General features: G+C 64.7%; 18 protein-coding genes and 1 riboswitch. Of the genes, 3 read left to right on the top strand and 15 right to left on the bottom strand.

The window, feature by feature from the left end; translation table 11 throughout:
- Positions 1-25 precede the first annotated feature (25 nt).
- The 6 genes from metE to G342_RS24975 all read right to left on the bottom strand — a co-directional run bounded on the left by metE (position 26) and on the right by G342_RS24975 (position 9,395).
- Positions 26-2,380 carry a 5-methyltetrahydropteroyltriglutamate--homocysteine S-methyltransferase gene (metE, locus tag G342_RS0121820; RefSeq protein WP_018185302.1) on the bottom strand — a complete coding sequence of 785 codons (2,355 nt, stop codon included), beginning with the start codon at positions 2,378-2,380 and terminating at the stop codon, positions 26-28.
- A gap of 108 nt (positions 2,381-2,488) precedes the next feature.
- Positions 2,489-2,715: riboswitch (cobalamin riboswitch) on the bottom strand.
- An 85-nt stretch (positions 2,716-2,800) separates the two neighbouring features.
- A complete protein-coding gene (locus tag G342_RS0121815; RefSeq protein WP_026304691.1) occupies positions 2,801-3,151 on the bottom strand; it encodes an ArsC family reductase in 351 nt (116 codons plus the stop codon).
- A gap of 290 nt (positions 3,152-3,441) precedes the next feature.
- Entirely contained in the window at positions 3,442-4,626 is a 1,185-nt protein-coding gene (locus G342_RS25520; RefSeq protein ID WP_198010853.1) for a glycosyltransferase, read from the bottom strand.
- A 209-nt stretch (positions 4,627-4,835) separates the two neighbouring features.
- On the bottom strand, positions 4,836-7,049 hold the full coding sequence (locus tag G342_RS0121805; RefSeq protein WP_018185299.1) for a polysaccharide biosynthesis protein: 2,214 nt from the start codon (positions 7,047-7,049) through the stop codon (positions 4,836-4,838).
- A 223-nt stretch (positions 7,050-7,272) separates the two neighbouring features.
- On the bottom strand, positions 7,273-8,190 hold the full coding sequence (locus G342_RS24980; RefSeq protein WP_156831063.1) for a sulfotransferase family protein: 918 nt from the start codon (positions 8,188-8,190) through the stop codon (positions 7,273-7,275).
- Positions 8,187-9,395, bottom strand: a complete 1,209-nt coding sequence (locus tag G342_RS24975) for a glycosyltransferase family 4 protein (protein WP_018185297.1) — start codon at positions 9,393-9,395, stop codon at positions 8,187-8,189. The genes G342_RS24980 and G342_RS24975 overlap by 4 nt, the downstream gene beginning before the upstream one ends.
- 372 nt (positions 9,396-9,767) lie before the next feature.
- Between G342_RS24975 and G342_RS0121790 the strand changes: the two genes are divergently transcribed.
- Entirely contained in the window at positions 9,768-10,859 is a 1,092-nt protein-coding gene (locus tag G342_RS0121790; RefSeq protein WP_245557318.1) for a glycosyltransferase family 4 protein, read from the top strand.
- On the opposite strand, the gene G342_RS24970 is transcribed toward G342_RS0121790, so the two are convergent.
- The 8 genes from G342_RS24970 to G342_RS0121750 all read right to left on the bottom strand — a co-directional run bounded on the left by G342_RS24970 (position 10,833) and on the right by G342_RS0121750 (position 18,913).
- Positions 10,833-12,188, bottom strand: a complete 1,356-nt coding sequence (locus G342_RS24970; RefSeq protein WP_018185295.1) for a lipopolysaccharide biosynthesis protein — start codon at positions 12,186-12,188, stop codon at positions 10,833-10,835. The two genes, G342_RS0121790 and G342_RS24970, sit on opposite strands and share 27 nt — an antisense overlap.
- Positions 12,189-12,299: 111 nt before the next feature.
- A complete protein-coding gene (locus G342_RS24965; RefSeq protein ID WP_018185294.1) occupies positions 12,300-13,046 on the bottom strand; it encodes an HAD family hydrolase in 747 nt (248 codons plus the stop codon).
- 12 nt (positions 13,047-13,058) lie between these two features.
- A complete protein-coding gene (locus G342_RS0121775; protein WP_018185293.1) occupies positions 13,059-14,018 on the bottom strand; it encodes an ATP-grasp domain-containing protein in 960 nt (319 codons plus the stop codon).
- 9 nt (positions 14,019-14,027) lie between these two features.
- Entirely contained in the window at positions 14,028-15,251 is a 1,224-nt protein-coding gene (locus G342_RS0121770; protein WP_018185292.1) for a DegT/DnrJ/EryC1/StrS family aminotransferase, read from the bottom strand.
- A 24-nt stretch (positions 15,252-15,275) separates the two neighbouring features.
- On the bottom strand, positions 15,276-15,968 hold the full coding sequence (locus tag G342_RS0121765; RefSeq protein ID WP_018185291.1) for a PIG-L deacetylase family protein: 693 nt from the start codon (positions 15,966-15,968) through the stop codon (positions 15,276-15,278).
- A complete protein-coding gene (locus G342_RS0121760; RefSeq protein ID WP_018185290.1) occupies positions 15,965-16,885 on the bottom strand; it encodes a methionyl-tRNA formyltransferase in 921 nt (306 codons plus the stop codon). The genes G342_RS0121765 and G342_RS0121760 overlap by 4 nt, the downstream gene beginning before the upstream one ends.
- Positions 16,882-17,547, bottom strand: a complete 666-nt coding sequence (locus tag G342_RS0121755; RefSeq protein WP_245557317.1) for a sugar transferase — start codon at positions 17,545-17,547, stop codon at positions 16,882-16,884. Before G342_RS0121755 ends, G342_RS0121760 begins: the two co-directional genes overlap by 4 nt.
- Before the next feature lie 88 nt (positions 17,548-17,635).
- Positions 17,636-18,913, bottom strand: coding sequence for a polysaccharide biosynthesis/export family protein (locus G342_RS0121750; RefSeq protein ID WP_198010852.1), 1,278 nt, complete (start codon positions 18,911-18,913; stop codon positions 17,636-17,638).
- A 212-nt stretch (positions 18,914-19,125) separates the two neighbouring features.
- Between G342_RS0121750 and G342_RS0121745 the strand changes: the two genes are divergently transcribed.
- On the top strand, positions 19,126-20,316 hold the full coding sequence (locus tag G342_RS0121745; RefSeq protein WP_018185287.1) for a glycosyltransferase family 4 protein: 1,191 nt from the start codon (positions 19,126-19,128) through the stop codon (positions 20,314-20,316).
- 43 nt (positions 20,317-20,359) lie between these two features.
- On the opposite strand, the gene G342_RS0121740 is transcribed toward G342_RS0121745, so the two are convergent.
- A complete protein-coding gene (locus G342_RS0121740) occupies positions 20,360-22,519 on the bottom strand; it encodes a GumC family protein (RefSeq protein WP_018185286.1) in 2,160 nt (719 codons plus the stop codon).
- Between the two features lie 369 nt (positions 22,520-22,888).
- Here G342_RS0121740 and G342_RS0121735 point away from each other — a divergent pair, with 369 nt between their 5' ends.
- Positions 22,889-24,070, top strand: coding sequence for an O-antigen ligase family protein (locus G342_RS0121735; RefSeq protein WP_018185285.1), 1,182 nt, complete (start codon positions 22,889-22,891; stop codon positions 24,068-24,070).
- The last annotated feature ends 34 nt before the right edge of the window (positions 24,071-24,104 follow it).

Raw genomic sequence — 24,104 nt, 5'->3', positions numbered from 1 at the left:
GCACAGCAACGCCAACCAGGCGTGGCTACCCGGCCGCCTCGCTGACCCGCGTCCGCAGCTGCCGGGCGGCGGCGACCATGTTGACGAGCGCCGGCCGCACCTCGTCCCATTGGCGGGTCTTCAGGCCGCAATCCGGGTTGACCCAGATCTGGCTCGCGGAAAGGCGCACGATCGCCTTGTCGAGCAGCTCGGTCATTTCCTCGACCGCCGGCACGCGCGGCGAATGAATGTCATAGACGCCCGGCCCGATATCGTTTGGATAGCGATCGCTGACAAAGGCGTCGAGCAGTTCCATCTTCGAGCGCGAGGTCTCGATCGAGATGACATCGGCGTCCATCGCCGCGATCGCGTCGATGATATCGTTGAACTCCGAATAGCACATGTGGGTGTGGATCTGGGTCGCGTCGCCGACGCCGGAGCCGCAGAGCCGGAAGCTCTCGACCGCCCAGTCGAGATAGTGCTTCCACTCGCCGCGCCGGAGCGGCAGCCCCTCGCGCAGTGCCGCCTCATCGATCTGGATCATCCGTGCGCCGGCCTGCTCCAGATCCTGCACCTCGTCGCGGATCGCCAGCGCGATCTGGCGGCATGCGACGCTGCGCGGAACGTCGTCGCGCACGAACGACCAATTCAGGATCGTCACCGGCCCGGTGAGCATGCCCTTCATCGGCTTCTGCGTGCAGGATTGCGCATAGCGCCACCAGTCGACCGTCATCGGCTTCGGCCGCGACACATCGCCGAAGAGGATCGGCGGCCGGACATAGCGCGACCCATAGCTCTGCACCCAGCCAGACTTGGTGAAGGCGAAGCCAGAGAGCTGCTCGCCGAAATACTGCACCATGTCGTTACGCTCGAACTCACCATGCACCAGCACGTCGAGACCGATCTCTTCCTGCCAGCGGATCGCCGCATCGGTCTCGCGGCGCAGGAAGGCTTCATAGTCGAGCGGAGCCAAGGTTCCCTTGGCATGCGCCGCCCGCGCCTTGCGCACTTCTGACGTCTGGGGAAACGACCCGATGGTCGTAGTCGGGAAGCTCGGCAGCTTCAACGCCGCCTCTTGCAGGGCATGTCGCTCCGCGAAGGCGCTCGCCCGTTGCGTCATTCCGGCCGTGACTGTGGCCGAGCGTTCGGCGACGGCGCGATCGTGCACCTTCGGCGATGTCGCCCGCGTGCTGGCGGCCAGGACCGAGTCGACGATCGCTTCGGACACGCTCTCGCGTCCACCGGCCAGCGCACGGCCCAGCGTCGCCAGCTCCGCCATCTTCTGGACCGCGAAGGCCAGCCAGTTCGTCAGTTCCGGGTCGAGCTCGGTTTCGAGCGCCAGGTCGATCGGCACATGCAACAGCGAACAGGAGGCGGCGATCTGGACATGATCGGCGCCGCGGCGCGCCAGCACGGGCTCGAGCCGATCGAGCAAGGTGGCGAGGTTGGCGCGCCAGATATTGCGGCCGTCAACAACGCCGAGCGACAGCACGAGACCGCTTGGAGCCTTCGCCAGCACGGCGTCCAGCTGCTCGGGAGCCCGGACGAGATCGACGTGCAGCCCGGCGACAGGGAGTTCGACCGCCGTGTCGAGATTGTCGCCGAGCGCGCCGAAATAGGTGGTCAGCATCAGCTTCAGCTTCGGCAGCGCATAGGCGAACATGCCATAGGCGACGCGCAGCGCCTGCCTGGTCGGCTCGTCAAGATCGAGGACAAGGCACGGCTCGTCGATCTGCACCCAGTCGGCGCCATGGGCGGCGAGCCGGCGCAGGATCTCGACATAGACGGGCAGAAGCCCGCCGAGCAGCGACAGCGGATCGAGCGACGGATCCTGGCTTTTGCCGAGCTTCAGATAGCTGACCGGGCCGAGCAGGACCGGTCGGGTGTGATAGCCGAGCGCCTTCGCCTCAAGGAATTCGTCCAACGGCTTGGTGGAGGCGAGCGCGAAACGCTGCCCGCTCGTGAACTCCGGCACCATGTAGTGGTAGTTGGTATCGAACCATTTCGTCATTTCGAGCGCGGGAACGCCCTGCCCGGCATGATGATGTGAATGGCCGCAGGTGGCGTCGTCGGCGCCGCCCTGGCTCCCTCGTGCCATGGCGAAATAAGTATCAAGCGGCACCTCGCCGCCGGTCCAGCCATAGACGGCCGGGATGGCGCCGACCATGACGCTGGTATCGAGGACATGATCGTAGAGCGAGAAATCGTTCGACGGGATGTTGGTGACGCCGAGCGCATGCTGGCGCGCCCAGTTGGCGGCGCGCAGCGCGGCAGCGCTGGCGACGAGCTCATCGGCGCTGGACTGGCCGGACCAATAGCTTTCGAGAGCAAATTTGAGCTCGCGGCGCGGACCGATCCGCGGCGTACCGAGCGCACTGACAGGAAGCGTGAGAGAAGACATCGGCTCAACCCCAAATGTTTGGGGGCAAAGGCCGAGCGGACGCGTGCGTCGAATCCCGCCGATCGGGAACCGGCGAGCGCAAGCGCACCACCGGGACACCCCGCCCAGGGACGTTATGGTGTCGCGGCAGGTCTCCTGGCTCGCGGGTCGCCGCCCCGGTCCGGCCTTCCCGAAGCCGGATGGCTTCAGTGGCATGGTTGGACCCGGGCTCGCCGCTCACAGTTGCGGGGGCAGCTCCGGCATGACCTCCCCCTCGCGAAGGCGACGCACCGGATTCCCTCTTAGCTCCGGCGCCGCAACGAGCGTGCCGGAGAACCACGACGCACAACTCCTAGGCGTTCAATGTCGACACGTCAAGCAGGACATAAAGATATCCTTATATCGACATGCGCCGCCGGCATCAATGGCGGCGACCCGTCCCTATTTCAGCACGGCCGCGTAGAGTTCCGGCTTGAAGCCGGCCAGCAGGCGACCGTCGCCGAGGTCGAGGATCGGCCGCTTGATCATCGAGGGCTGCGCCTGCATCAACCCGATCGCCTTGGCCGCATCGAGGCCTTGCTTGTCCGCCTCGTCGAGCTTGCGAAACGTCGTTCCGGCGCGATTCAACACCGTCTCCCAACCCAGTTCTCCCACCCAGCGCTCTAGATCGACGCGATCAACGCTTTCGGCCTTGTAGTCGTGGAACGCATAGGAAATACCATTGTTATCAAGCCACTGCCGGGCCTTCTTCATGGTGTCGCAGTTCTTGATACCATAGATCTTGACCATCACGCCGTCTCTCTCCTGATGATGGGCCGAGCGATCGATGACCGGCGCATCCCTGATTCCATCCCAATCATAGCGGGTTGGCCGCTGGTCGCCTGCGACCGGTCATCCTGTCACGGACAAAGGGGCGGTGGCGACGTTAACGCGCCCAATCTGATCCGTTGACCGATCGTGTTCGCCTCTTTCTGCGTCAGCCGGATCGTCGTCGTTTTCGGCTGTCAGCCGCCCCGCTGCGTTTCGCGGCAGGATCCGGTCAGGGCGCTATCGAAAGGCTGAGCGCGGCGGCGACGCATCGGCTATCGGGGCGAGACCGCGGCGGCGGCAAGACCGGTACCGACCTCCCGGTAGGTCCGCCGCGCCGCTTCCGCGGAGTAGATCTCTGCCATTCCGGCGGCCGCGTCCGAGCCGAGCCGGCGGCGACGCCCCTCGTCGCTCGCCAGTCCCCGAATCGCATCCGACAGGGCCTCGGCCTTGCCGATCGGCACATGGACGGCATTGACGTCGTCGGTAGAGTAATCGTTCAGCCCGCCAACCACGGTCGTGATCATCGGCAGGCCGACCATCATCGCCTCGGCGGCGACGAGGCAGAAGCCCTCCTCCTCGCTCGTCTGCAGGAAGATGTCGTGGTGAAGCGCCTCGCGCCACCATTTGTCGACGAAACCGGCGAGGCAGAGCCGATCGGCGACCTTAGCCGCCACTGCCCTTGCGAGGATCGCTGGTCCCTCCGGCCCGGTGCCGAAAATCGTGCAACGGGCATCGATGCCGCGAGCCTTGAGGAGCGCCAGCGCATCGATCGCGACGTCGAAGCGTTTGCGCCGGATGAGCCGGCCGGCCATCACCAGCCGGATCGGCTCCACGATCCGGTAGCTGCCCTTCACCGCCTCGGCCGAAGCGATGAACAGCGGCATGACCGCCTCGCGCCGCTGGCGCGGCCACGGATAGTGGCTGCGCGTTCGCGCAAGCGTGGTCGGGCAATCCGCCCACACCTCGTCGACCCGAAAGGACAGCGCGCGAAGCAGAAACCGATAGAAATGGACCGACGGATGGCGCTCCAGCCGCGCGATGTGCTCAAAGGCGACACAGCGCACGTTGCGATGGAACACCAAAACGCCTCGGCCGACGATATTGGCCTGCTTCAGGGACAGGATGACGACCTGGGGCCGGATCCGACGGATCATTTTCGCCAAGGCAACGACGCCGCGGACCATTCCAATCAGGCTCAATCTGGCGTCCGGCGTCACCTCAACAAGCTTTTCTTCGCCGATAAGATCGATGAGGCGCTGCCGAAGGCCGCCATCACCTCGCCCGAACACCAGAACGTAAAGGTTTGTATCGCGCAGGAAGCCATTCTCCAGAATGGTCACCAACCCGTGCTCCGCCCCGCCCCGTGACAACGTGTTGATGACGTAGATCGCTGAAGCAGGCCCGGTCGAAAGCCCGAATGAACGATGCTGTCCTGTCTTGGTCGCCAACGCGACCATGGCGCGATCCGAATGCATGGGCCCAACCGCTGAGGAGTACCGATCCAATCTAGCAGCTGGTCGCAGGCCTTCTGAATATAGCCAAAGTCATAGAGCGCCGATTTCGTGATTTTCACGATCAGACGCGCGCCATGAGTCATGGGAGCCGCAGGACGCGAAAGAAGGGGATCGACCGAAGCCGGCGCGCCGGCGCGTTTCAGGTGAGCCAATCACCGGACCACGGCTTGCGATGCGTTCATGACGTCCGCCATCGCCGCGATCTCCGGCGGTATGGCGAGCCCTTCCCCGGGCACGACCTCAGGCTCCGGCACCATATCGGGCAGCTTATCCTCAGCATGGAAATTCGGCAGGATGCTACGGATGACGCCGAACAATCCGTCGCTGTCGCCATGCTCGGCGAAATCGTGCAGCCGCTCGAAGGCGCCATAGAGCACCGGCAGAGGTACCGGCGTCGGCACCGCCCCGAGCACGCCGGGTACAGGCGGCGTCACGCGCCGTTCCGTTTCGTCAAACAGTTCCTCGAACAGCTTCTCGCCCGGACGGCAGCCGACGATCTTGATCTTCACATCCTGGTCCGGTGTATAGCCGGCGAGACGGATCATCCGCCGGGCGATGTCGACGATCCGGATCGGCTCGCCCATGTCGAGCACGAAGATCTCGCCCTGCCCCAGATTCTTCTCAAGTCCGTAGGCGGAGGCCTGCAGCGTAAGTTCAACTGCCTCGCGGATCGTCATGAAAAAGCGCTTCATTTCCGGATGCGTGACGGTCAGCGGCCCGCCACGGGCCAATTGGGTCTTGAACAACGGAATCAGGGACCCGCTCGAGCCCAGAACATTGCCGAAGCGCACCGTCATGAAGCGTGGCGAGGTGGCGTCCTGCATCCCCTCCAGATCGAGCGCCTGACAGAACAGCTCGGCCAACCGCTTGGTCGCGCCCATGACGCTGGTGGAGTTCACGACCTTGTCGGTCGACACCTGGACCATGCCGAGTGCGCCCCAGCGCTTGGCCGCCTGGGCAACGTTCATCGTTCCGCAGACATTGGTGAGCGCGCCCTCGCAAGGGTTGAGCTCGACCATGGGAACATGCTTCAGGGCGGCGGCATGGAAGACCAGTTCGGGGTGATACCGGCTGAACAGCTCATTCACCCGCGCCGGATCGCGTACGTCGCAGAGATGGGCGGAGCGCGCGAGGTTCGGAAAACGCTCGGCCAGCTCCAGATCGATCGAGTAGAGGTTGAACTCGCAATTGTCGAGCACCACGAGCCGTGATGGCCCGAGCGCTGCGACCTGGCGCGTCAACTCGCTGCCGATCGACCCGCCAGCCCCGGTCACCAAGACACTGCGTCCATAGATGAACCGCTGCATGGCGGCGGTATCGAGCGCGATTTGCGGGCGCTCCAGCAGATCCGTCAGTTCGATCGGCCGCAGCTCGAACTCGTTGGTGAGACGCGGATTGCGCAGTTCCGTCACCGGATTGAGGCGCGAGACGGCCAAGCCCCGGCGATCCGCGCGCTCGATCAGCTTTTCCGCCGCCGGCGCATCGAGCGACGAGAGCGGGGCCGTGAAGATCAGATGCCGCGGGCGCTGATTGCGGGATTCGAGATCCGCCAGCACCACCTCGAAATCCTCCATCGTGCCGAGCACCGGCACGCCCCGCAGCATGGTGCCGTTCTGGGTGACCGCGTTGTCGAGGAAACCGACCGGAAGATAGGTCGAGGTGCGGTCTCGCTGCAGCGCGCGCAGATAGAGATCCGCCTCATCGCCGGCTCCGACCAGTAGAACGGGAACCAAAGGCTCGGAGCGAACGACGGTCGCGCTTCGAAAGGTCGGCAAGAGCGTCTTGAGGTCCTGCTGACGGAAACTCAGCCGCGTCGCGGCCAGAAACGACACCAGTGTCATCACTTCAATGGCGATGGTCGACCGCGGCACGAAAGCGAGACGCGAATAGAAGAACAGGCACGCCGTCAGCAACAGGGAGGCAATGAAGCTTGCCCGCGCCAGGATCATGTAGTCCAGGATCGATGCATATTTCCAGTTGCGCTTGTAGAGACCAGAGACGGGAAAGGTGACGGCGCAGATCGCGACAAAGACGACGGTCATGAAGGCGAGCGCCCTGGCTTGCTCCGGTGTCGCGAAAACCTCGTAGGGTCCGAGCCGCAAAATGACCGCAAGTACGAGCGCGACGGCGGCGAAGCCGAGGTCGATGACGAAGAGGCGACGATTGCGGAGGACCGACTTTACGATCGAAGCAGCCTTCGACCGGAGCGACTTGTAAGCGAAGTTCCCGCTGAGCCGTCCAAGCCAAGAGGCGATGGCGTCGCTGGTCCGATCCGGGCGGGGCAGTGCACCGAGATCGCCTTCCAGGCGTACCGCGCCAATCAGGTTCGGCGGCCGGTCTCTGCCGACCGGCTTGTCCTCCACCATGATGAACCCCTCAAATACTACCGACCCGGCCATCCAGAAACAGGAAAAGCAATCCAATCACCTCCAAATCGCTTTGGAGGAGCAATCCAGCCAGATCCCTGATCAATATTGAAGCGATATAAAATCGCGCCCAGCCACGTCTTCCCGAATACTACTCGGTATCGACACGCCATCTTTAGACAAGAGTCACTCGGTGTATAGGACAGGGAAACGTAGGTACGTGTCAGGTAAACCCTGCTGTGGAATCGGGTTTTTCATGGCTCTGCACAACCAGTCGCGGTGCCAGGTCATCCCGCGTTTCGGCAGGTGGGGCTGCGTCACCCCTCAACCAGCCCGACAGGTCGCGGCCAATGAGGCGACCCAACGCCTCGACGTCGTTCGCATAGTAGTCGACGAGGCGATCGCGAACGTCGTCGGGCAGGCTGCTGTAGCGGATCTCGCCGGCGAGAACCGCATGCATGTTGCGGAACAGCGCCGAGCCTCGAAACGGGGCGACCATCGGCTTCACCGGCCCGAGAATGCGGCGGAGCCTCGGCCCCAGCATGGGAGTCGTCTTGTCCTTGACCTTGCGCTGGACGAAATGCGCCACCTCGTCGGCAGGAAGGTCCAGGAAGGCGCGAACGGTCGCCAGTTGCTTCTCCGGCCGGTCATGGATACCTTCGTAGAACGTCACCAGAAGCTGTTCTCGCGGAAACAGGTCGTAGTAGACTTGGAGCTGACGCCAATAGAATCCGCCCGAGAGAAACCGGTTCTCCTTTGGACGGCGCGGATCCAGATGGCCCGCCACGTCCCGATCAACCTCGCCGCGCCGGAACATCATGCAATAGTCCGAATAGGCGCGCTCCACAGGCGATCGCAACTGTGCCACGAGCTTCGCCCGAGGCAGCTTTTGCGCGATGCGCGCTGCCGCCGCCGGGTCTTCGAGATAGCTGTTCGACTTTTCGCCGACCGCGCGGAAGCTGGCCGCTCCGTCAAAATGGCGGAGATACCAGGCATCGCCGTTCTCGTACGTCCGGCTGAAATAGTGCAATTCCGGATCCGGCATGAAAACGGCCGGATCCGCCTGAAGGGATCTCTGCAGCCATGTCGTGGCACTTTTCGCAGCGCCTATGATCAGGAAGTCGATGTCCTGCATTCTCATGAAGCGGTTCTCCGGGCCGAACTTACGGATGTGCCGTCGGCACGTCGCCGAAGCGTCTGGTAGATCGCCGTCAGTCGGGCGACATGTGTCTCGACATTGTAGGTGGCGTGAGCACGCGCCCGGGCCGCCTCCACGATCTGCCGACGGTGGCCGTCGTCCGTGAGCAGCCGGTAGATCGGCTCGACAAAGGCATCGGGCGTCTCGGGTGGCACCAGAATGCCGTTGACGCCATGCTCGATCGCTTCGGGATTGCCGCCATCATCGGTCGCCACCACCGGCGTCCCTAGGAACATCGCCTCGATCAGCGTTCGACCGAAGGGTTCGCGGATCGCCGGCACCAATAGGATATCGACGGCCTGCATCCAGGGCTCAACCGGTTGGCGGTATCCCATCAGGCGAATGCGATCGACGACACCGAGCGCTTCCGCTCGTCGCAGAACAGCCTGATCCAGTTCCGGCACTGACTTGCCCGGCACGCCGAAGAGGAGGCCGATCACCGGGATCTCGGGATGACGGCGGACGAAAGCCGCCACGACGTCGACGAAGCCGAGCGGCCGCTTGCGGTCGATCAACAGACCGAAATAGCCCAGAAACGATGTCGTCTCGGGACAGCCTAGCATCTCAACCAGCCGAGCGCGGGCATCGGCTCGATCCTCGACATCGATCGGCGGATCGAACGGGCTGTGCACCACGGAAAGTTTGTGCCCGACAGCCAGAACCGGACGAGCCGGCTGAGCAAAGCGGGAAACCGTCACGATATGGCTCGCCAGCAGCGGCGCCAGCCAGTTGACACCCCGGGCATCCGGATCGCCACGATGGTGCCAAACCTGGCGGGCGCCGGCCAACCAGGTCGGCAGCGCCCAGATGGCATGCATCCGGCCGTCATTGGTATGGACAATGGCGACGTTCCGGCTCCGCAGAAACCGGGTCAGGGGACCGACCGCCCGCAGCGGCAGAGAGAACGCACGCGGCCCCCGCGTGCCTTTTCCACCCCGCACGGCTCCTGCCCCGAGAGGCGCAACCATGAACGGAACGCCCCTCTCCCTCAGATAGGCGGCAACCGGACCGTCCGCGACATGCAGCACGACAATCGGCCGAACGAGCCCCGGATCCAGGGCCTCGATCAGCTTGATCGCCGATATGTGGCTACCGCCGATCTCCTCGCCGATGAACGGAAAGCAGACCACGATGGGGTCATTGCGCATTCCTACGGTCCCATGGCCCGGAACGGCCGTCGTACCAAACGGAACTTTCCGCCGGTCGCCTACGGCATTCCCGACGGCACCAAAAAGCTCGATCCCTCGATCGGACAGTCCATTGAGCCATGGCGGGAGCCGTTTGACAGGTCAGGAAAATCATAGTGCGTGGCCAATAACGCTCATGTTATGAGTCCGACAATCTGTCGCACCGACACTCACTCGCGTCTCGGCTTTCGCGGAACGCCCGGCTGTCGGCCGGTCCCGCGTGAAACGAAGAAAGGGCCGGTCATGCCAAGCGACCCGGCTCCGACGGCGGGAACGGAACCCGCCGTGGGGACGAGTGAAAGCGCATCGGCCGTCCGGACTCCCCACATTGTCATGGTCCTCCCGAGCCTCGGAGCAGGCGGCAGCGAGGGGGTCGTCAGCTTTCTCGCCAATATCTGGGTAGAGCGCGGCTGGCCCATTACGATCGTGACGCTGGAGAGCCAGGCGACGCCGCCCTACTACCCGCTCGACGCGCGCATCCAGCTGGTGCGCCTCAACCTGCCCGTCGGCCGCTATCGGCCGTTGCGGGCGCTTTGGCGCGCCGTACAACGCGTTCGACGGTTGCGCGGGGAGTTCAAGCGCCAATCGCCCGATCTGATCATCAGCTTTCTCACCCGGACAAACATTCTCACCTTGCTGGCAGCGGACGGACTCGACGTTCGCGTGGTGATATCGGAACGCAACAACCCGGAACTGCAGACGATCGGACGAACCTGGTCGTGGCTACGTCGCGTGCTCTATCCGCGCGCCTTCGGGCTTGTGACCATGACGAAGGGCGCGATGGAGCTGTTCCCACAGGATCAGAGATCAATCGGCTGGGTGATACCGAACCAGGTGAACCTGCCATCCGATCTTCAGCCCCGACGCGGCAACAAGATCGTCGCCGCGGTTGGACGGCTCGTTGAGCAAAAAGGATTTGATCTTCTCCTGGAGGCCTTTGCCCGCGTAGCGCCCGCTCACCCCGATTGGACGCTGGTGATCTGGGGCGAAGGCCCGGAACGGGGCCGGCTCACTGCGCAACGCGATGCGCTCGGATTGACGGATCGTGTCCAACTTCCGGGGGTCACGAAGCGGCCTGGACTCTGGATCGAGACGGCCGACGTCTTCGTCTTGTCGTCCCGCTATGAGGGCTGGGGAATCGTGCTCATGGAGGCAATGGCGGCAGGGCTGCCGGTGATTTCCTTCAATTGCCGCTTTGGGCCCGACGAAATGATCACGCATGAGCAGGACGGGCTTCTGGTGCCGGATGGTGATGTCGGGGCGCTCGCAGCCGGTCTGTCGAGACTGCTCGCTGACGAGCCGCTGCGCCGGCACCTTGGAGCCACCGCGGCGAGCTCAGCCCTGCGCTTCTCGAGCCGACGCGTGATGGTCGGCTGGGACGATGTCGTCCATACCGCGCTAACCAGCCGCGACAGGCCCGGCTGACACGGGCGTCTCGGCCCCATCGCCGACGATCGGCCCGGCGACGGGATGCGCCGCCTCCTTCGCGAGGGCAGAGCGATAGACGTAGAGCAATCCGACAAGGATGAAGGTCGCCATGACGACATGGGCGATATTGGCGCCCATGGCCCCGACCAGCGGGATCATCGAGAACGCCGTCACCTGGAAGGCGATCGTCGCCACGAGGACGATCTTCAGAATGGCAGGTTGGCGCCCCATGGCGAGAAGCGCGGTTCGAACCGCGCCCCCGCTCAACAGCATCGCCACGGCCAGCATCTGCACCACGGCCAGCGGCGCCGCTGCGATGAACTGGGGCCCCGCGGTCCAGTAGAGCAGCGGACGAATACAGAGCGCCGTCGCCGCCAGTATCCCGAGCCCGAAGACCATCAGCAGGATTTCCATCTGCAGGACCGTACTACGAAATTCACCGAACGCATGCTGGGCCCACAACCGCGCGACATCGGGATAGAGCACCGCCTGCACCTGCACGCCGAGCTGCAGGATAAGCCGTCCCAGCCGCTTGGCGATATGATAGAGGCCGGCCGCAGTGGGATCGGCCAGCATGCCGACGATCAGCGTATCAAACTCGTTGGCGCTGGATCGCAGCGTCAACTCGACATTGCTGCCGACTGTGAACGACACCAGCCCCTTGAAGCGCTGGGTCACACCTCGCAGCGGGGCGTTCCAGAGATTACGAACGCCCTGCCGGCGCAGCTCGAGAAAGGCCATGAACAGCAGCGAGATCGCTCCCATAATCTGGGTCACGGTCCACACGATGACGAAGAAGAACAAGTCCGCCCCGATCACCAGGCCGATCGTGCAAAGCACGAGACGCACGAGGCCGCCCACCAGCGTCCCATAGGCGACCAGCCTGAACCGGCCGGCGAGGCGGATGACGGCCGTCGGCAATCCGTTGATCTGGAACAGCAGTACCGTCGAATAGATCAGCACCTGCCGCAGGGCTTCGTCGCCGATCCCGAACAACGGACCGAACAGCAGCGCCAGTCCAATCGAAGCCAGATAGGCCATCAGGGCTGCCGACATGTCGACCACCAGGCCGAATTTCAGCAGCGACCGGTACGCGTCGTGATGCTCGGCGCCCTGCAGCTCGGCGCCATATTTGATGAGCGGCTGCCAGGACTGAAACGAGATCAGACGCTCGACAGCCCGGGTGTAGCTGTAGGTCAAGGCGAGGACACCATAATCGGTCGGGCCGAGCGCGCGCGCCGTGACGACAAAAGCGAGCATGCCGGTCACGGAACCGAACAGGTTGCCGGTGAGGAGATGGCCGATATTGAGAAGCCGGGTGCGCATCGCCCCCTTCTGCCGCCAGAATTGGCGAGTGCGCCCAAGCGTTCGAATGACGGCGAATGTCACGAAATGTCCTCGGCTTGAGAAAGCTCTCCGTCGTTCTCGGCGCGCGATCTACGAAATAGGTATTCGGCGTGAGGTATCAGTCGGGAAAGGCCTTACAGGTCTCGGGTCAATCGGAAGCAGACGCGCCAGACAGGCGTCGAGTTCATCGAGACTGGCGATCCGGGCATGGGCAGCATGCGCCGCGTTTGGCGCCACCACATGATGGACGCGCTCCGGGCGCTCGATCTGAACGGTCCACCAGCCGCGGGCCCGGGGCGTCACGAAATCCTTGAGCGGGTTGTCGGCGACATAGGCGAGCGGCAGGCCGTAGCGCGCGGCCCAAGCTTCGACCCGTTCGAAGGCTTCGGGATGCGGCTTGCCCCGTCCGGGACCCAGCGCCCCGGTGCAGACGATGCAATCGAGACGCTTGTCGAGACCGAGCGCCCGCACCTTGGCCTGCTGCGTGGTGGCCGGGCCGTCCGTGATCAGGGCGCTTGGAACGAGGCCATCCCGTCCGTCGAGGTAACGCGCCGCGTCGGCCGCGAGCGCGATATCCGGCTCGTGCGAACGATAGACTGAGATGAGTTGCTCCAGCAGCGCCGGGTCGGGCGGGACGCCCAGACACGCTAGCGCCTCGTCGAATATCCGCCCCCTTAGGCCCGCATCGAAGAATGCTCGGCACACCTCGCCGAGCCCCGCTATGCCGGCCCGCTCCTGCAGCCAGGCACCGGCCGCGGCAAAGCCGCTGCGTGCAAAATCACGCTCCAGATAGAGCGTATCGTCGAGATCGAAGACGATCAGCACGGGCGTTGGCATCGCCGGCTCCGTTCATCCCTCGAAAATCGCGGCGTCGTATCGCAGCATCAGGACGCCCGATCGCCAGTCGTCATGCGCGGTCGATGGCAGCGCCGCGACCTCCTCCAGCAGCCAGCGCGCATATTCCGCGCCGGCATGATGGGCCAACGGATAGCCGCCGCCGAAACGAGCATTGATCTCGAAGACGCGCGGCCCCGTTTCCTCATCGACGATGACCTGGAAGCAGAGCACGCCGCGCGCCTCGGGCAGCGCCCTCGCCACGCCCTCGGCCAGTTCGCGGAACATCGGATCGCGCTCGGTGCGTCCCTTCTCGACCTCCCCTGCCCGCACCCGCAGCCGACGATGGGCCACGGCGCTGCGCAGCACGCCCCCCTGATCGATGAACATGTTCACGGTGAATTCCGGCCCCACCAGCAATTGCTGCAGCACCATGGCTTCGTCGATGGCCTCGGGCAGATCGCCCGGACCATTGACGATGCGGATGCCCCGGCTGGCGCTGCCAGCCGACGGCTTCAGAAAGGCCGGCCAGCCGGACTGCCCCAGCACACTGCCAGCCATGAACGGAACGGTCCACGGCACCGGCACACCGGCGCCGGCAAGCACTTCCGCCGTCCTCATCTTGTCACGCGCCACGTCGATCACGCAGCTCGGACTGACATGAACGCGCGCACCCATCGCCTCGAACCGGTCGATCGCGGCCGCCAGCGGCGTGAGCTCGGGATCGATCGTCGGCACCACAAGGTCAACGCCGCGATCGCGCACGATATCAAGGATCGCATCGACGAAACTGGGATCGCCATAGGGCGGCACGGCGAAGGCTTCGTCGGCCGCGTTGCAGGCGGCGCTCAAGCCGGGCTCCATGTCACAGGCCAGGATATCGAGCGAGATGCCCGCCGCCGCCGCCGATCGGCGGAAGCAATCGATCAGCCCGACGCGCCTGCCTGCCGACGAGATGAGAAGGGTGAGATGCATCGTGCGATCCTATTCCGCGGCCACGGCGCGCAAGCCGCCCTCGGCCGGGCTCGTCGCGGACGCGGCGATCGGCGCCTCCGTCGCAACCGTCATCACCTTGACGACGGCATCCGCCACACGCTGCATCGCCTGGCCGTCCTGGCAGGGATCGACGAGGAAGGCGAGACTGGTCTCGCCCAGTGCCGCGGCGACGGGAAGTGGCGCATCCGGGCCGTAGCCATGGGCGACAAACGCCTTCTCCCGATAGACCTCCGGACAGCTTCCGGTGAAAGCAGCCACCCCTTCCGCCGTGATCGCCGCCAGAATGCGATCGCGGCTCCAGCCCGGCTTCAGCCGCTCGGGCCGCACGAAGGTATAGAACCGATACCAGGCATGGCGCATCTCGGCCGGCGGAACAGGCGTGCGCAGGCCCGGCAGATCCTTCCACGCCTGCATCAGAATGTCGGCATTCCGCGCGCGCTGCGCGTGCCAGTCCGCCAGCCGGGTCAGCTGCCGCAGCCCGATCACCGCCTGGATCTCCATCATCCGGTAGTTGGAACCGATGCTTTCATGCAGCCAACGGAAGCCCGGCGACGGCGCAGGTTGAAACACCGCGTCGTAGCTCTTGCCGTGGTCCTTCCGGCTCCAGGCCCGTTTCCAGAGAAGATCATCGTCCATCGCCAGAAGGCCGCCCTCGCCGCCCGTGGTGATGATCTTGTCCTGGCAGAAGGAAAAGGCGGCAATGTCGCCGAAGCTGCCGACCGGGCGTCCGCCAATCTCGGCCCCGTGCGCCTGCGCGCAATCCTCGATGACGGCGAAGCCGCGCTCACGGCCCAGCCGCATGATGGCGTCCATATCGGCCGGCCAGCCGGCGAGATGTACGACGATCACCGCCCGGGTTCGCGCCGTCAAAACCGCGGCGATGGTTTCCGCCGTGATCGCCTGGCTGTCCGGATCGATGTCGGCGAAGACCGGGACGCCGCCCGCCATCGGCACGCAGGCGGCCGACGCGACGAAGCTGCGCGGGGTGACGACCACCTCGTCGCCCGGCTGGAGATCGATCGCGTGCAGCGCGACATCGAGCGCGACCGTGCCATTGGCCAGCGCGACCGCATGGCGGCGGCCGATCAGCTCGGCATAGGCCTTCTCGAAGGCGCCGACCTTGCTGCCGGTCCAGGCATTGACCTTGCCCGACCGCAGCACTGCGACGACGTCCTCGATTTGCTCCTCGTCAAAATGGGGCCAACGATTCACGACGGACCTCCTTCGATGGCCGGTTCAGGGCCGGATCACATGCCTCACGAGAACAAAGGCTTCGGCCGCGCGACAATGCACGGCCGCCCCACGCAACATGGCGAGCGCGTTCAGCGCCTCGACCGAGCGCTCATGCGGAAAAGGGCGCAGCTGCGACGCGAACATCTGCATCGCCTCCAGCTTCATTGTTAGCGTCTCGTTAACGTCGATATAGACATTCGGCAGGAAACCCGGCGTCACATAGGGCGCGTTCCAGTTGGTCTCCGACAAGGTCTCATAGGCGAGGATGGTCGCCGGGAATTCGGCTTGGTGCGGCCGCGCCGCCACCATGGCCGAGAGGAAGGTCAGCTGGTGGTCGGCATGGATGTCGCCGATGAAGGGAATGATGAGCGTCGTCGGATTGACCTCGCACACGGCCTGCCGCAGCGCGGCGTTCAGCTGGGCATGCGGCGTATCGAAGAGCTGTGCCGCCGGCTGGCCGAGCCAGAGCGTCTGCCGCACGCCTAGCAAGGCATGCGCGCGCGCCGCCTCCCCCTGCACCTTCGCCACCTGCTCCGCCGAGAAGTCCGGCGGCTGGCCGCTGGTGACCACGGCGACGACGACCTCGAGACCCGCCCTGGCCAGGCGCGCCATCGTGCCGCCTGCTCCCAGGATCTCGTCGTCGGGGTGCGGCGCGATCACCAGCGTGCGCCCGAAACTCTCCAGGGATCCCGTCATGCGAAGCTGGCTCCGAGCTTGGAATGAAGGCGGGGCCGGCCGGAAACATCGCCCTCGCGCCGCCATGCGATGACGTCGATCGCCTCGCCGTCGCCGCAGCGTACCGCGAACCCGGCCGGCGTATGGATCTGGACCTGCCCGGGCAGGCCGATATAGCGATAGGATTCCGGCAACGGCGCCGCCGCGTCGATGATGAGCCTCTGACCGTCCAGGGTAGTGAAGGCGCCGGGATAGGGATCGCCGACCGCCCGGATCAGGCGCAGCACCGACTCGGCCGGCTCGCGCCAGTCGATCCGGCCGTCCTCTGGCGTCCGCTTGGCACAATAGGTGGCGCGGCTATGGTCCTGCTCGATCCGGGGTGCCTCGCCACTGGCGACCAACGCCACCGCCATCGGCAACAGCCGCGCCAGCGCGCCGGTCTGCTTGTCATAGAGGCCGCGCGCGGTTTCCTCGTCGCCGACCGTGATCACTTCCTGCAGCAGGATCGGCCCGGAATCGACGCCGGTATCGAGCCAGAACAATGTCGCCGCCGTCTCCCGCTCCCGCTGCAGGATGGTCCAGGGGATGACCGCCCGGCCACGCATATGGGGCAAGGGCGCGGGATGAAAGCCGACATTGCCGATCCGGGCGATCGACATGAATTCCTCGCGGCAGACCTGCGACCAGCCGATCACCAGCGCCAAATCCGTCTCGAAGCGCCTCAGCGCTTCGACCGCCTCCGGACCGTTGATGTCGACCGCATGCACGAGCGCGCTGCCTCCCGCGCGGGCGAGCGGCGCGAGATCGACATAGTCCGAATGGCGGCGGGCCGCTTCGGGCGGCAAGGTGATGACGAGACCAGGGGCCATGCCGGCGTCCAGCAGCGCCCGCAGCGCCATCGCCGACCCTTCGACCGCTCCAATGAAGGCGATGTTCATGCCGACCCCTCCCAGCTGGCCGGATAGTCGCCGCCTAGACCGGCCGAGCGGGCGGCGAGATGCGCCTCCGCCATCGCCAGGGGCTGCTTGCGAACCCGCTCCCCTCCCAGAATGGTGGAGACCGTCAGGAGCAGGATGCGCGCGTCGAGCGCCCGCGAGCGATGGTCGACATACCAGATGTCGAGCGCCAGCTTCTCGGCATTGGTGAGGCGCGTATTGCCGTTGACCTGGGCCCAACCGCTCAGGCCCGGCCGCACCCGGCACCGCACCTCGCCCAGGGTGCCGAACGAGGCGATCGTCTCGGGCTTCAGGGGGCGCGGGCCGATAAAGTTCATGTCGCCGGCAAGGATCGCCAGGAGCTGCGGAATCTCGTCGAGCCGCGTGCGGCGCACCCAGCGGGTGATCGCCGTCTCGCGCTGTGCATCCGGCAGCGGGCGCCCCTCGGTGTCGCGGAGATCGTGCATGGTGCGAAACTTGACGAGCCGAAACGGACGCTGGCCAAGGCCGCTACGCTCCTGCCGGAAAAGGAGCGGCCGCCCCAGCGAGACCCAGAGCAGGCCCGCCGTCGCCAGCGCCGGCAGCGCCACCACCAGCAGGGCCAACAGCGCGACGCCCCGCTGTGCCAACACCGGCGCCCAGCTCCCATGGGCGATCCGGGTCACAAACTCCTTCTCAGTTCCCGCAAGCATCTGGCACCCCATGGAAAGCAGCGCTGAACGGATGGCCCACGATCCGGGCCGCCGGGACGGACTATTGCGACGGCAGGACTCCCGTCGGCTGGATCACCGCCAGAGGTGCGTTCTCGCGCGTGCTGCGGATGCTGACGACGACGACATCGCCCGGCTGCAGCAGCGTCGACGGTTTCGCCGTGATGTCGACATTGCCCGCTGCGGTGCCGCGACGGACCGTGAAGTCGAGGATGACCTCCTTGTTCGCCGCCATCTCCTGCGCCGACAGCGCGGACAGAAGCAGCAATTGCTCCTCGGACGTCCGGCGCGAGCCGATGGCCGTGACCAGTTCTGCCGTATGCGACTGGAGTTCCGTCAGCCCCTGCATGTGCCGGGCCTGCTCGAGCTCGGCAATCTGGCTCCGCAGGGTCCCCATGGCGCGCCGACCGTCGGAGAGGTCGCTCAGAACCTGCAATTGCCGTGCCTCCTCCTGGGTCAGCTGGCGCTCAAGGTTGGACACGTCGGTCAAGGTCTTGATGCCCCGCTGCTGCAATCCGCGCCCGCGCTCCAGATCGGCCCGGCTGAACTCGATCGATGTCTCGACCTTGCCGGAAAGCTCCTGCAACAGCTTCTGCCCGATCTCGGCCTCGGCGACGCCCTCGACCAGTATCTTCTTCCGCGCTTCGAACCCGCTGCGGTCCCCCTCGAGGATCCGCAGTTCGACAGCCCGCAACGTCTCCGCCACCGGTCCCTTCACATAGGGCCGCGCCGTTTCCGGAATGTCCGCGTCCCGGATATCCGCACGGTTATCCAGCAGCGCATTCAGCCGCCCGATGGTCAGCCCCTCGCGGATGATAGTCGTCTCGATCGCCTCGAGCTCGCCATGCAGCCGCGCGCGGGCGAGAACCGGATCTTCCGCATTGGCAGCCGTGATCTGGCCCCCGGCAAGGCCCATTGCCTTCTCGACGGTAAGCTGCGCCTGGAACGGGTAGGTACCGGGCTGGCGCACATCGCCGATCACGAAGACAGGGCGAAAGGCGGCGACGGACAGTCCGATCTTCGGTTCGACGAAGATCTTGCGATCGACATAGCTCTGGTTCAGATGCTCCCGCGCCGCGCTGATCGTCCTGCCGCCGACAGAGACGGCGCCAAGATAGGGCGCCTGGATCGATCCGTCCGACGCAATCACCAGATCAACCGGCTCCTTTTCGTCATCCAGAATGTCAAATTTGAGCGTGTCGCCCGGCGCCAGAAGGAAGTCGGTCGACAGGGAGCCGCCCGCATTCTCCTCCGCCAGCGCCGGCGCGGCGAACAACACAACAAGACTTAGCGCGCTGAACGCCGCAAAGAGTCTATTCATCAAAATCGACAGCAACATGATCACGCCTTCAGATTTGGAAGCATCTGAATAAAAGATACCCGTCCATCAACTTAATATAGAATGAATATTGAATTTTGGTAATCTCAATTCATGCTATCATCCTCGCGATGACGAAAAACAACCCTGCATTCCGAAGCAACAACCCGCGGGGCGGCAGTAGCTGACCCGCACGAAGCGGAGATGACAAGCTCATGCTGCAACATGCCGGTACGCAGGCTTTCCGGAACGCCACTGCCCAGCGCCTGACCATCGCCATCGTTTGCAGCTACACCGTCTCGCTGGTTAATTTCCGCTACCGACTGCTTCAAACGATGGTGGACAATGGCCATGAGGTTGTCGCCTTCGGCCCCGAGGACGACGCCCCGACGATCGCGGCGCTCGCCGCGATCGGAGTTCGCTTCGTACGCATTCCGATGGCGAGGGCCGGGCTCGACCCACGGGCAGACGTCCGGACGCTCTCCAGCCTGTATCGCGAATTGCGCCAGCTCTCGCCCGACCTGATCCTTTCCTACACCATGAAACCGATCATCTATGGCCTGATTGCCGCACGCCTTGCCGGCGTCCGTCGGCGCCACGCCCTGGTGACCGGGCTCGGTTATGTTTTCAGCGGCGACGAAACCAACCCTCGCCTGCCCTTCATCCGCCGGGTCTCCACCTGGCTCTACCGGATTGCCCTGCACGGCGACGGTCGCGTCTTTGTCTACAATCAGGCCGACGCCGACGACATCCGGGCAGGCCGCATGATCCGCGATCTCGCCCGCATCGTCACCGTTCCCGGATCGGGCATCGACCTGCAGCGCTTCGCCGCCGCCGAGGTGCCCGAGGGAGCCCCGGTATTCCTGATGATCGCACGCCTGCTCCGGGAAAAGGGGCCGCGCGACTTCGTCGAGGCGGCCCGCCGGCTGCGCCAGCGACATCCGCAAGCGCGCTTCCAAATCCTCGGGCCGCAGGATCCCAGCCCGCTGGCGATCCCGCGCGACGAAATCGAGCGCTGGGTGACGGAAGGAACGGTCGAATATCTCGGCGAGACGACGGACGTCCGGCCCTATCTCGCCGCCAGTACCGTCTTCGTCCTGCCGTCCTACTATCGCGAAGGATTGCCGCGCAGCATCCTGGAAGCGCTGGCCACCGGTCGCGCGGTGATCACCGCCGACATGCCCGGCTGTCGCGATGCCATCGTACCGGGAGAAAACGGATATCTCGTGCCTCCCCGCGATCCCGAAGCGCTGGCGGCGGCAATGGAGCGCTATATCGTCAACCCGAAACTGGCCGCGACGATGGGCCGGCGCTCGCGGGAAATCGCCCGGGCGCGCTTCGATGTCGAGGCAGTCAATCGCCTTCTCCTCACAGAGATGGGCCTCCTGACATCGACGCTGGACTGAAGTCACTTGCACGCGTCTCTCCATCGGCTTCCGGGTCCGTTCGTCAAACCTCAAGATAGTTCCTGGCCTGCCGCGGATGGTTCATCGCGCCGAGCGATTCCTGCCCCGGCTGCGAATGCGCCTCGACCCGGTTGAGGACCGTCCCGATCAGCGGAGCATGGTTGATCTGCAGGCGCGAGACGGCATTGGTCAGGTCCTGCTCGGTCGTATGGCCGAACCGAAGCACGAGCAGCACCGCGTCGACGAACGGCAGCAGCCAGTTGGCGTCCTCCAGGATTAGAACCGGTGCGCAATGAATGACGATCATGTCGTAGCTGTTGCGCAAATCTTCGATCACCCGCCGCATATCCTCCGAGCGGATCTGCAAATCGGCATGACCGCCGTTGGGGGCTTCAAAGGCGGTGATCATGTCCAGTCCCGGCACTTCCGGGACTGGACGGACCGCATCGACCAGCCGGCAGGAGCCGGCGAGCACGTCGCCAAGCGTGCAGCCGGAAGGGCCCGCCGGGATTCCCGAGATTTCCGGAGGCGGTGGGTCGAAATCGACCAGCACGGTGCTGACGCCATCATGCGCCGCCGAAAAGGCAAAGCCGAGCGCAATGTCTGCCGACCCGTCCTTGGGAAGCGGCGAGGCAAACAGGATGATCGGCTTGGCGACCGGCAGCCGCACCCGGCAGGCGAGATAGAGCGCCCGCAGCGACTCCGTATAAAGCGAGCGCGGCCCCTCCAGCATCCGCGTCAGCGATGGCGTGCGCCGCTTGAACCATTGCCGGGCGCCTTTCGGGATGCTGGCGAGATTGGGAATGCCGGCGATCTGCAGGATGCGCTGCCCGGAGCGGATCCGCATGTCGACCGCCTCGACCATGATGGCAAGCAAGATCGCCAGAACACTCGCCCCGATGACGCCGCCGGCGAAGATGCGGCTTCTCTGCGGGAAGGATGGCTGGGTCGGCACGGCGGCGACCGACACGACCCGAGCGCTCGGCTTCGCCACCGCGGCATAGGGATCGAGGCCACCCAGGCGGCCGACCACCAGATCGTGCAATTTCTGGTCGGCCAGAAGATCACGCTCCAGTTCGCGCAGGCGGATCTCCGCCAGGCTGCGCTGGCGCAGGGTCCCGCGCAGCTCGGATATCTGCGCTTCGAGCTGTTGCACGCGGTCGGAAGTGATCGCTTCCTCGCCCGACATTTCATCGACGATGTGGCGGATCTCGCGCGAGATCATGCCGTCGACGCTGGCAAGCTCGGCATCCGCCTTGAGCACTTGCGGGTGGTTGGCGCCCAGGTTCGATGCATACTGCGCCCGTTCGCGCATCAGGGTGGCCTTGTTGTCTCGCAAGCTCGCCAGCAAGGGGGAGGTCAGCGTAGTACCATCAAGATCCGCCCCCCCTTCCAGCACGATGCGGCCCTGATCCCGGCGCGCGCGCACGCCGGCAAGTTCGACCCTGGCCGCCGTCAGCTGCGTGTTCATGCCGTCGATCCGCTGGCGCAGGATGTCGTCGCGCGCGTCGGATGCCAGCTCGTTGGTTCGGCTGAATTCGGAGATTTCGCGCTCATTCTGAGCGATCCGGGCGGCGACCTGGGCGGCGCGATCGCGCAGGAAATTGACCGCGTCAGTCATCGCCTCCTTCTTCAGGCTGCGCGACCACTCGACATAGGTGTTCGCCACCGTGTTGGCGATCGCTGCCGAAAGATCCGGGTCGGAGCTGCTGACATGAACGGAAACGGCGAGACTCTCGCCCGTGCGTGTCACCGACAGCCTGGACAGCAACATGCTGATCGCCTGGTCGCGCTGCACAGACGCCGGCGGCAGCTTTCTGGGCGGCGACGCCCCGAACAGACGATCAAGGAAGCCAGGCGGCTCGGCTGCATCTTTCGCCGCCGCGAGATAGGTATTGAACCAGGGGTGCTCGACCAGGTTCATCGCGTCGACGACGCGGCCGGCGAAGATGCGGGAAGTGATGATGTCCATCTCGGTCTCCATGGCCGAGCGGTCCCGCACCTCTCCCTGCAACTCCGTCACCGCTTCGAGCATGGGCGTGTCGTTGCGCTCCAGCACGAGCGCAGCGGTTGCCGTGTAACTGTTGCTCATCGACGCCAGTGCGATCATAAGCAGACCGATGCAGAGCAACACAAATATCAGAATGAAGTATTTGTGCCGACGCAACAACGCAAGCGTCTCGCGCAGGCCGATGACATGCAACGGTCGTGCTGGGGTCAGCCCCTCATCTACAGTCCCCGGCCCGACGGTCCGGTCGAACTTAATCGAAGAATCCATCACAATGTACCTGCACTGAAATTATTTCGTGATAAGCCCCCATGAATAAATAACCAAAGAAGTATCACCCTCCCATCAAGAGAACAGTAAACTTATGTTTACTGTTTGGGTTTCAAAATTTTCAGCTAGGATCGAGCCACATACCGATGCAGCCAGCCATTCCGCTCGGGAGCTCGCATGGACCAGTCTCCATCCTTTCCAGGCGCGCCCCCTCTCGTGGCCCCGCCCGTCCGAGCCGTGCAGCGAACCGGCTCCGCCGCGAGACGCTTCGAATTCGTCCTGGCGTGCGGAGTCGTGTTTTTCGCGCCGATGAACGTGCTGCGGGTTCCGGGCTTCTACTTCACCGCGAGCGACGCTTTCGCCTGCCTCTGTCTGGGCTTCATGTTCCTGAACCGCTCGCTGCATCTGAAACCGCTCGGGCCGGGAACCGCCTACTGGCTGCTCGGCGTGTCGCTGATGATCGGCTCCCTGCTGACCAGCAGCCTGCTGGCCGGGGTGGTCGATCGCGGGCTGATCCTTTCGATGCAATACCTGTTCGCCTATTTCGTGCTGCCGATCGTCCTGCTCGGGCGCCCCTGGCCGGAAACGACGATCCTGATGAAGGTCTTCATTGGCTCCGTCGTCCTGATGATCCTGCACGGCATCTACGTCGTCGACATCGTCGGCGAGACCAACACCACCTTCGTCAGCGGCAGCGGCCGACTGATGGGCTTCATCGAGCGCGACAATGAATGCGGCGCCCTGATCGCCCTGACCGTGCCGATGATCCTGTCTATGACCGCCATGCGCACCCTGCATCCGCTGATCACCCTGGCGATCCTGCCGCTCATTACCTACGGCATCATGCTGACCGGCTCGAACACCGCCCTCTACGCCATGTTCTACGGCATGGGCGTCTTCTTCATCGCCACCATCACCCCTCAGCGCGCCGCCATCGGCATCACGGCCGTCCTGCTGATGTGGTCCGGCCTGAATACGCCGGTCGTCCGCGATCATCTGCCGGCGGCGTTCCAGAAGCGGGTGCTGACCGGTCTCGAGAGCGGCAATCTGAGCGAGGCCGGCACTTTCGACGACCGCATGCAGTTGATCCACGAGGCGACGCACTTCGCCGGCGATGCGCTGGTGGTCGGCTATGGCGCCGACCAGTATCGCGAGATCAGCCATTGGCACACGCCGGTCCACAATCTGTACCTGCTGATCTGGAACGAAGGCGGCCTGTTCTCGCTGATCGGCTTTCTGATCATGCTGACCGGCGGCTTCATCGCCGTCGCCTTCCCGCTGCGTTATCGCGACAGTCGCGAGGTCTTCGTCTGCGGTTTCGCGACGCTCAGTCTGTTCGCGGTATTGATCAATGCGGTGCCGCATGTCTATGGCCGCTTCTGGGCGGTCCCGATCCTGCTGTCCATCGGCCCCTCGGTCGCCTTCCTGAACGACGGGCCGAACTGGCGGCGCAAGAAGAGGACGCGGCGGTCCTGACCCCCAATTCGGGCCGCGTTCCAACAAGGCGGTT

It is taken from the genome of Kaistia granuli DSM 23481, assembly GCF_000380505.1.
Classification (GTDB): Bacteria; Pseudomonadota; Alphaproteobacteria; order Rhizobiales; family Kaistiaceae; genus Kaistia; species Kaistia granuli.
The sequence above is the reverse complement of the archived record's forward strand: the minus strand, read 5'-3'. Positions and strand labels throughout refer to the sequence as shown.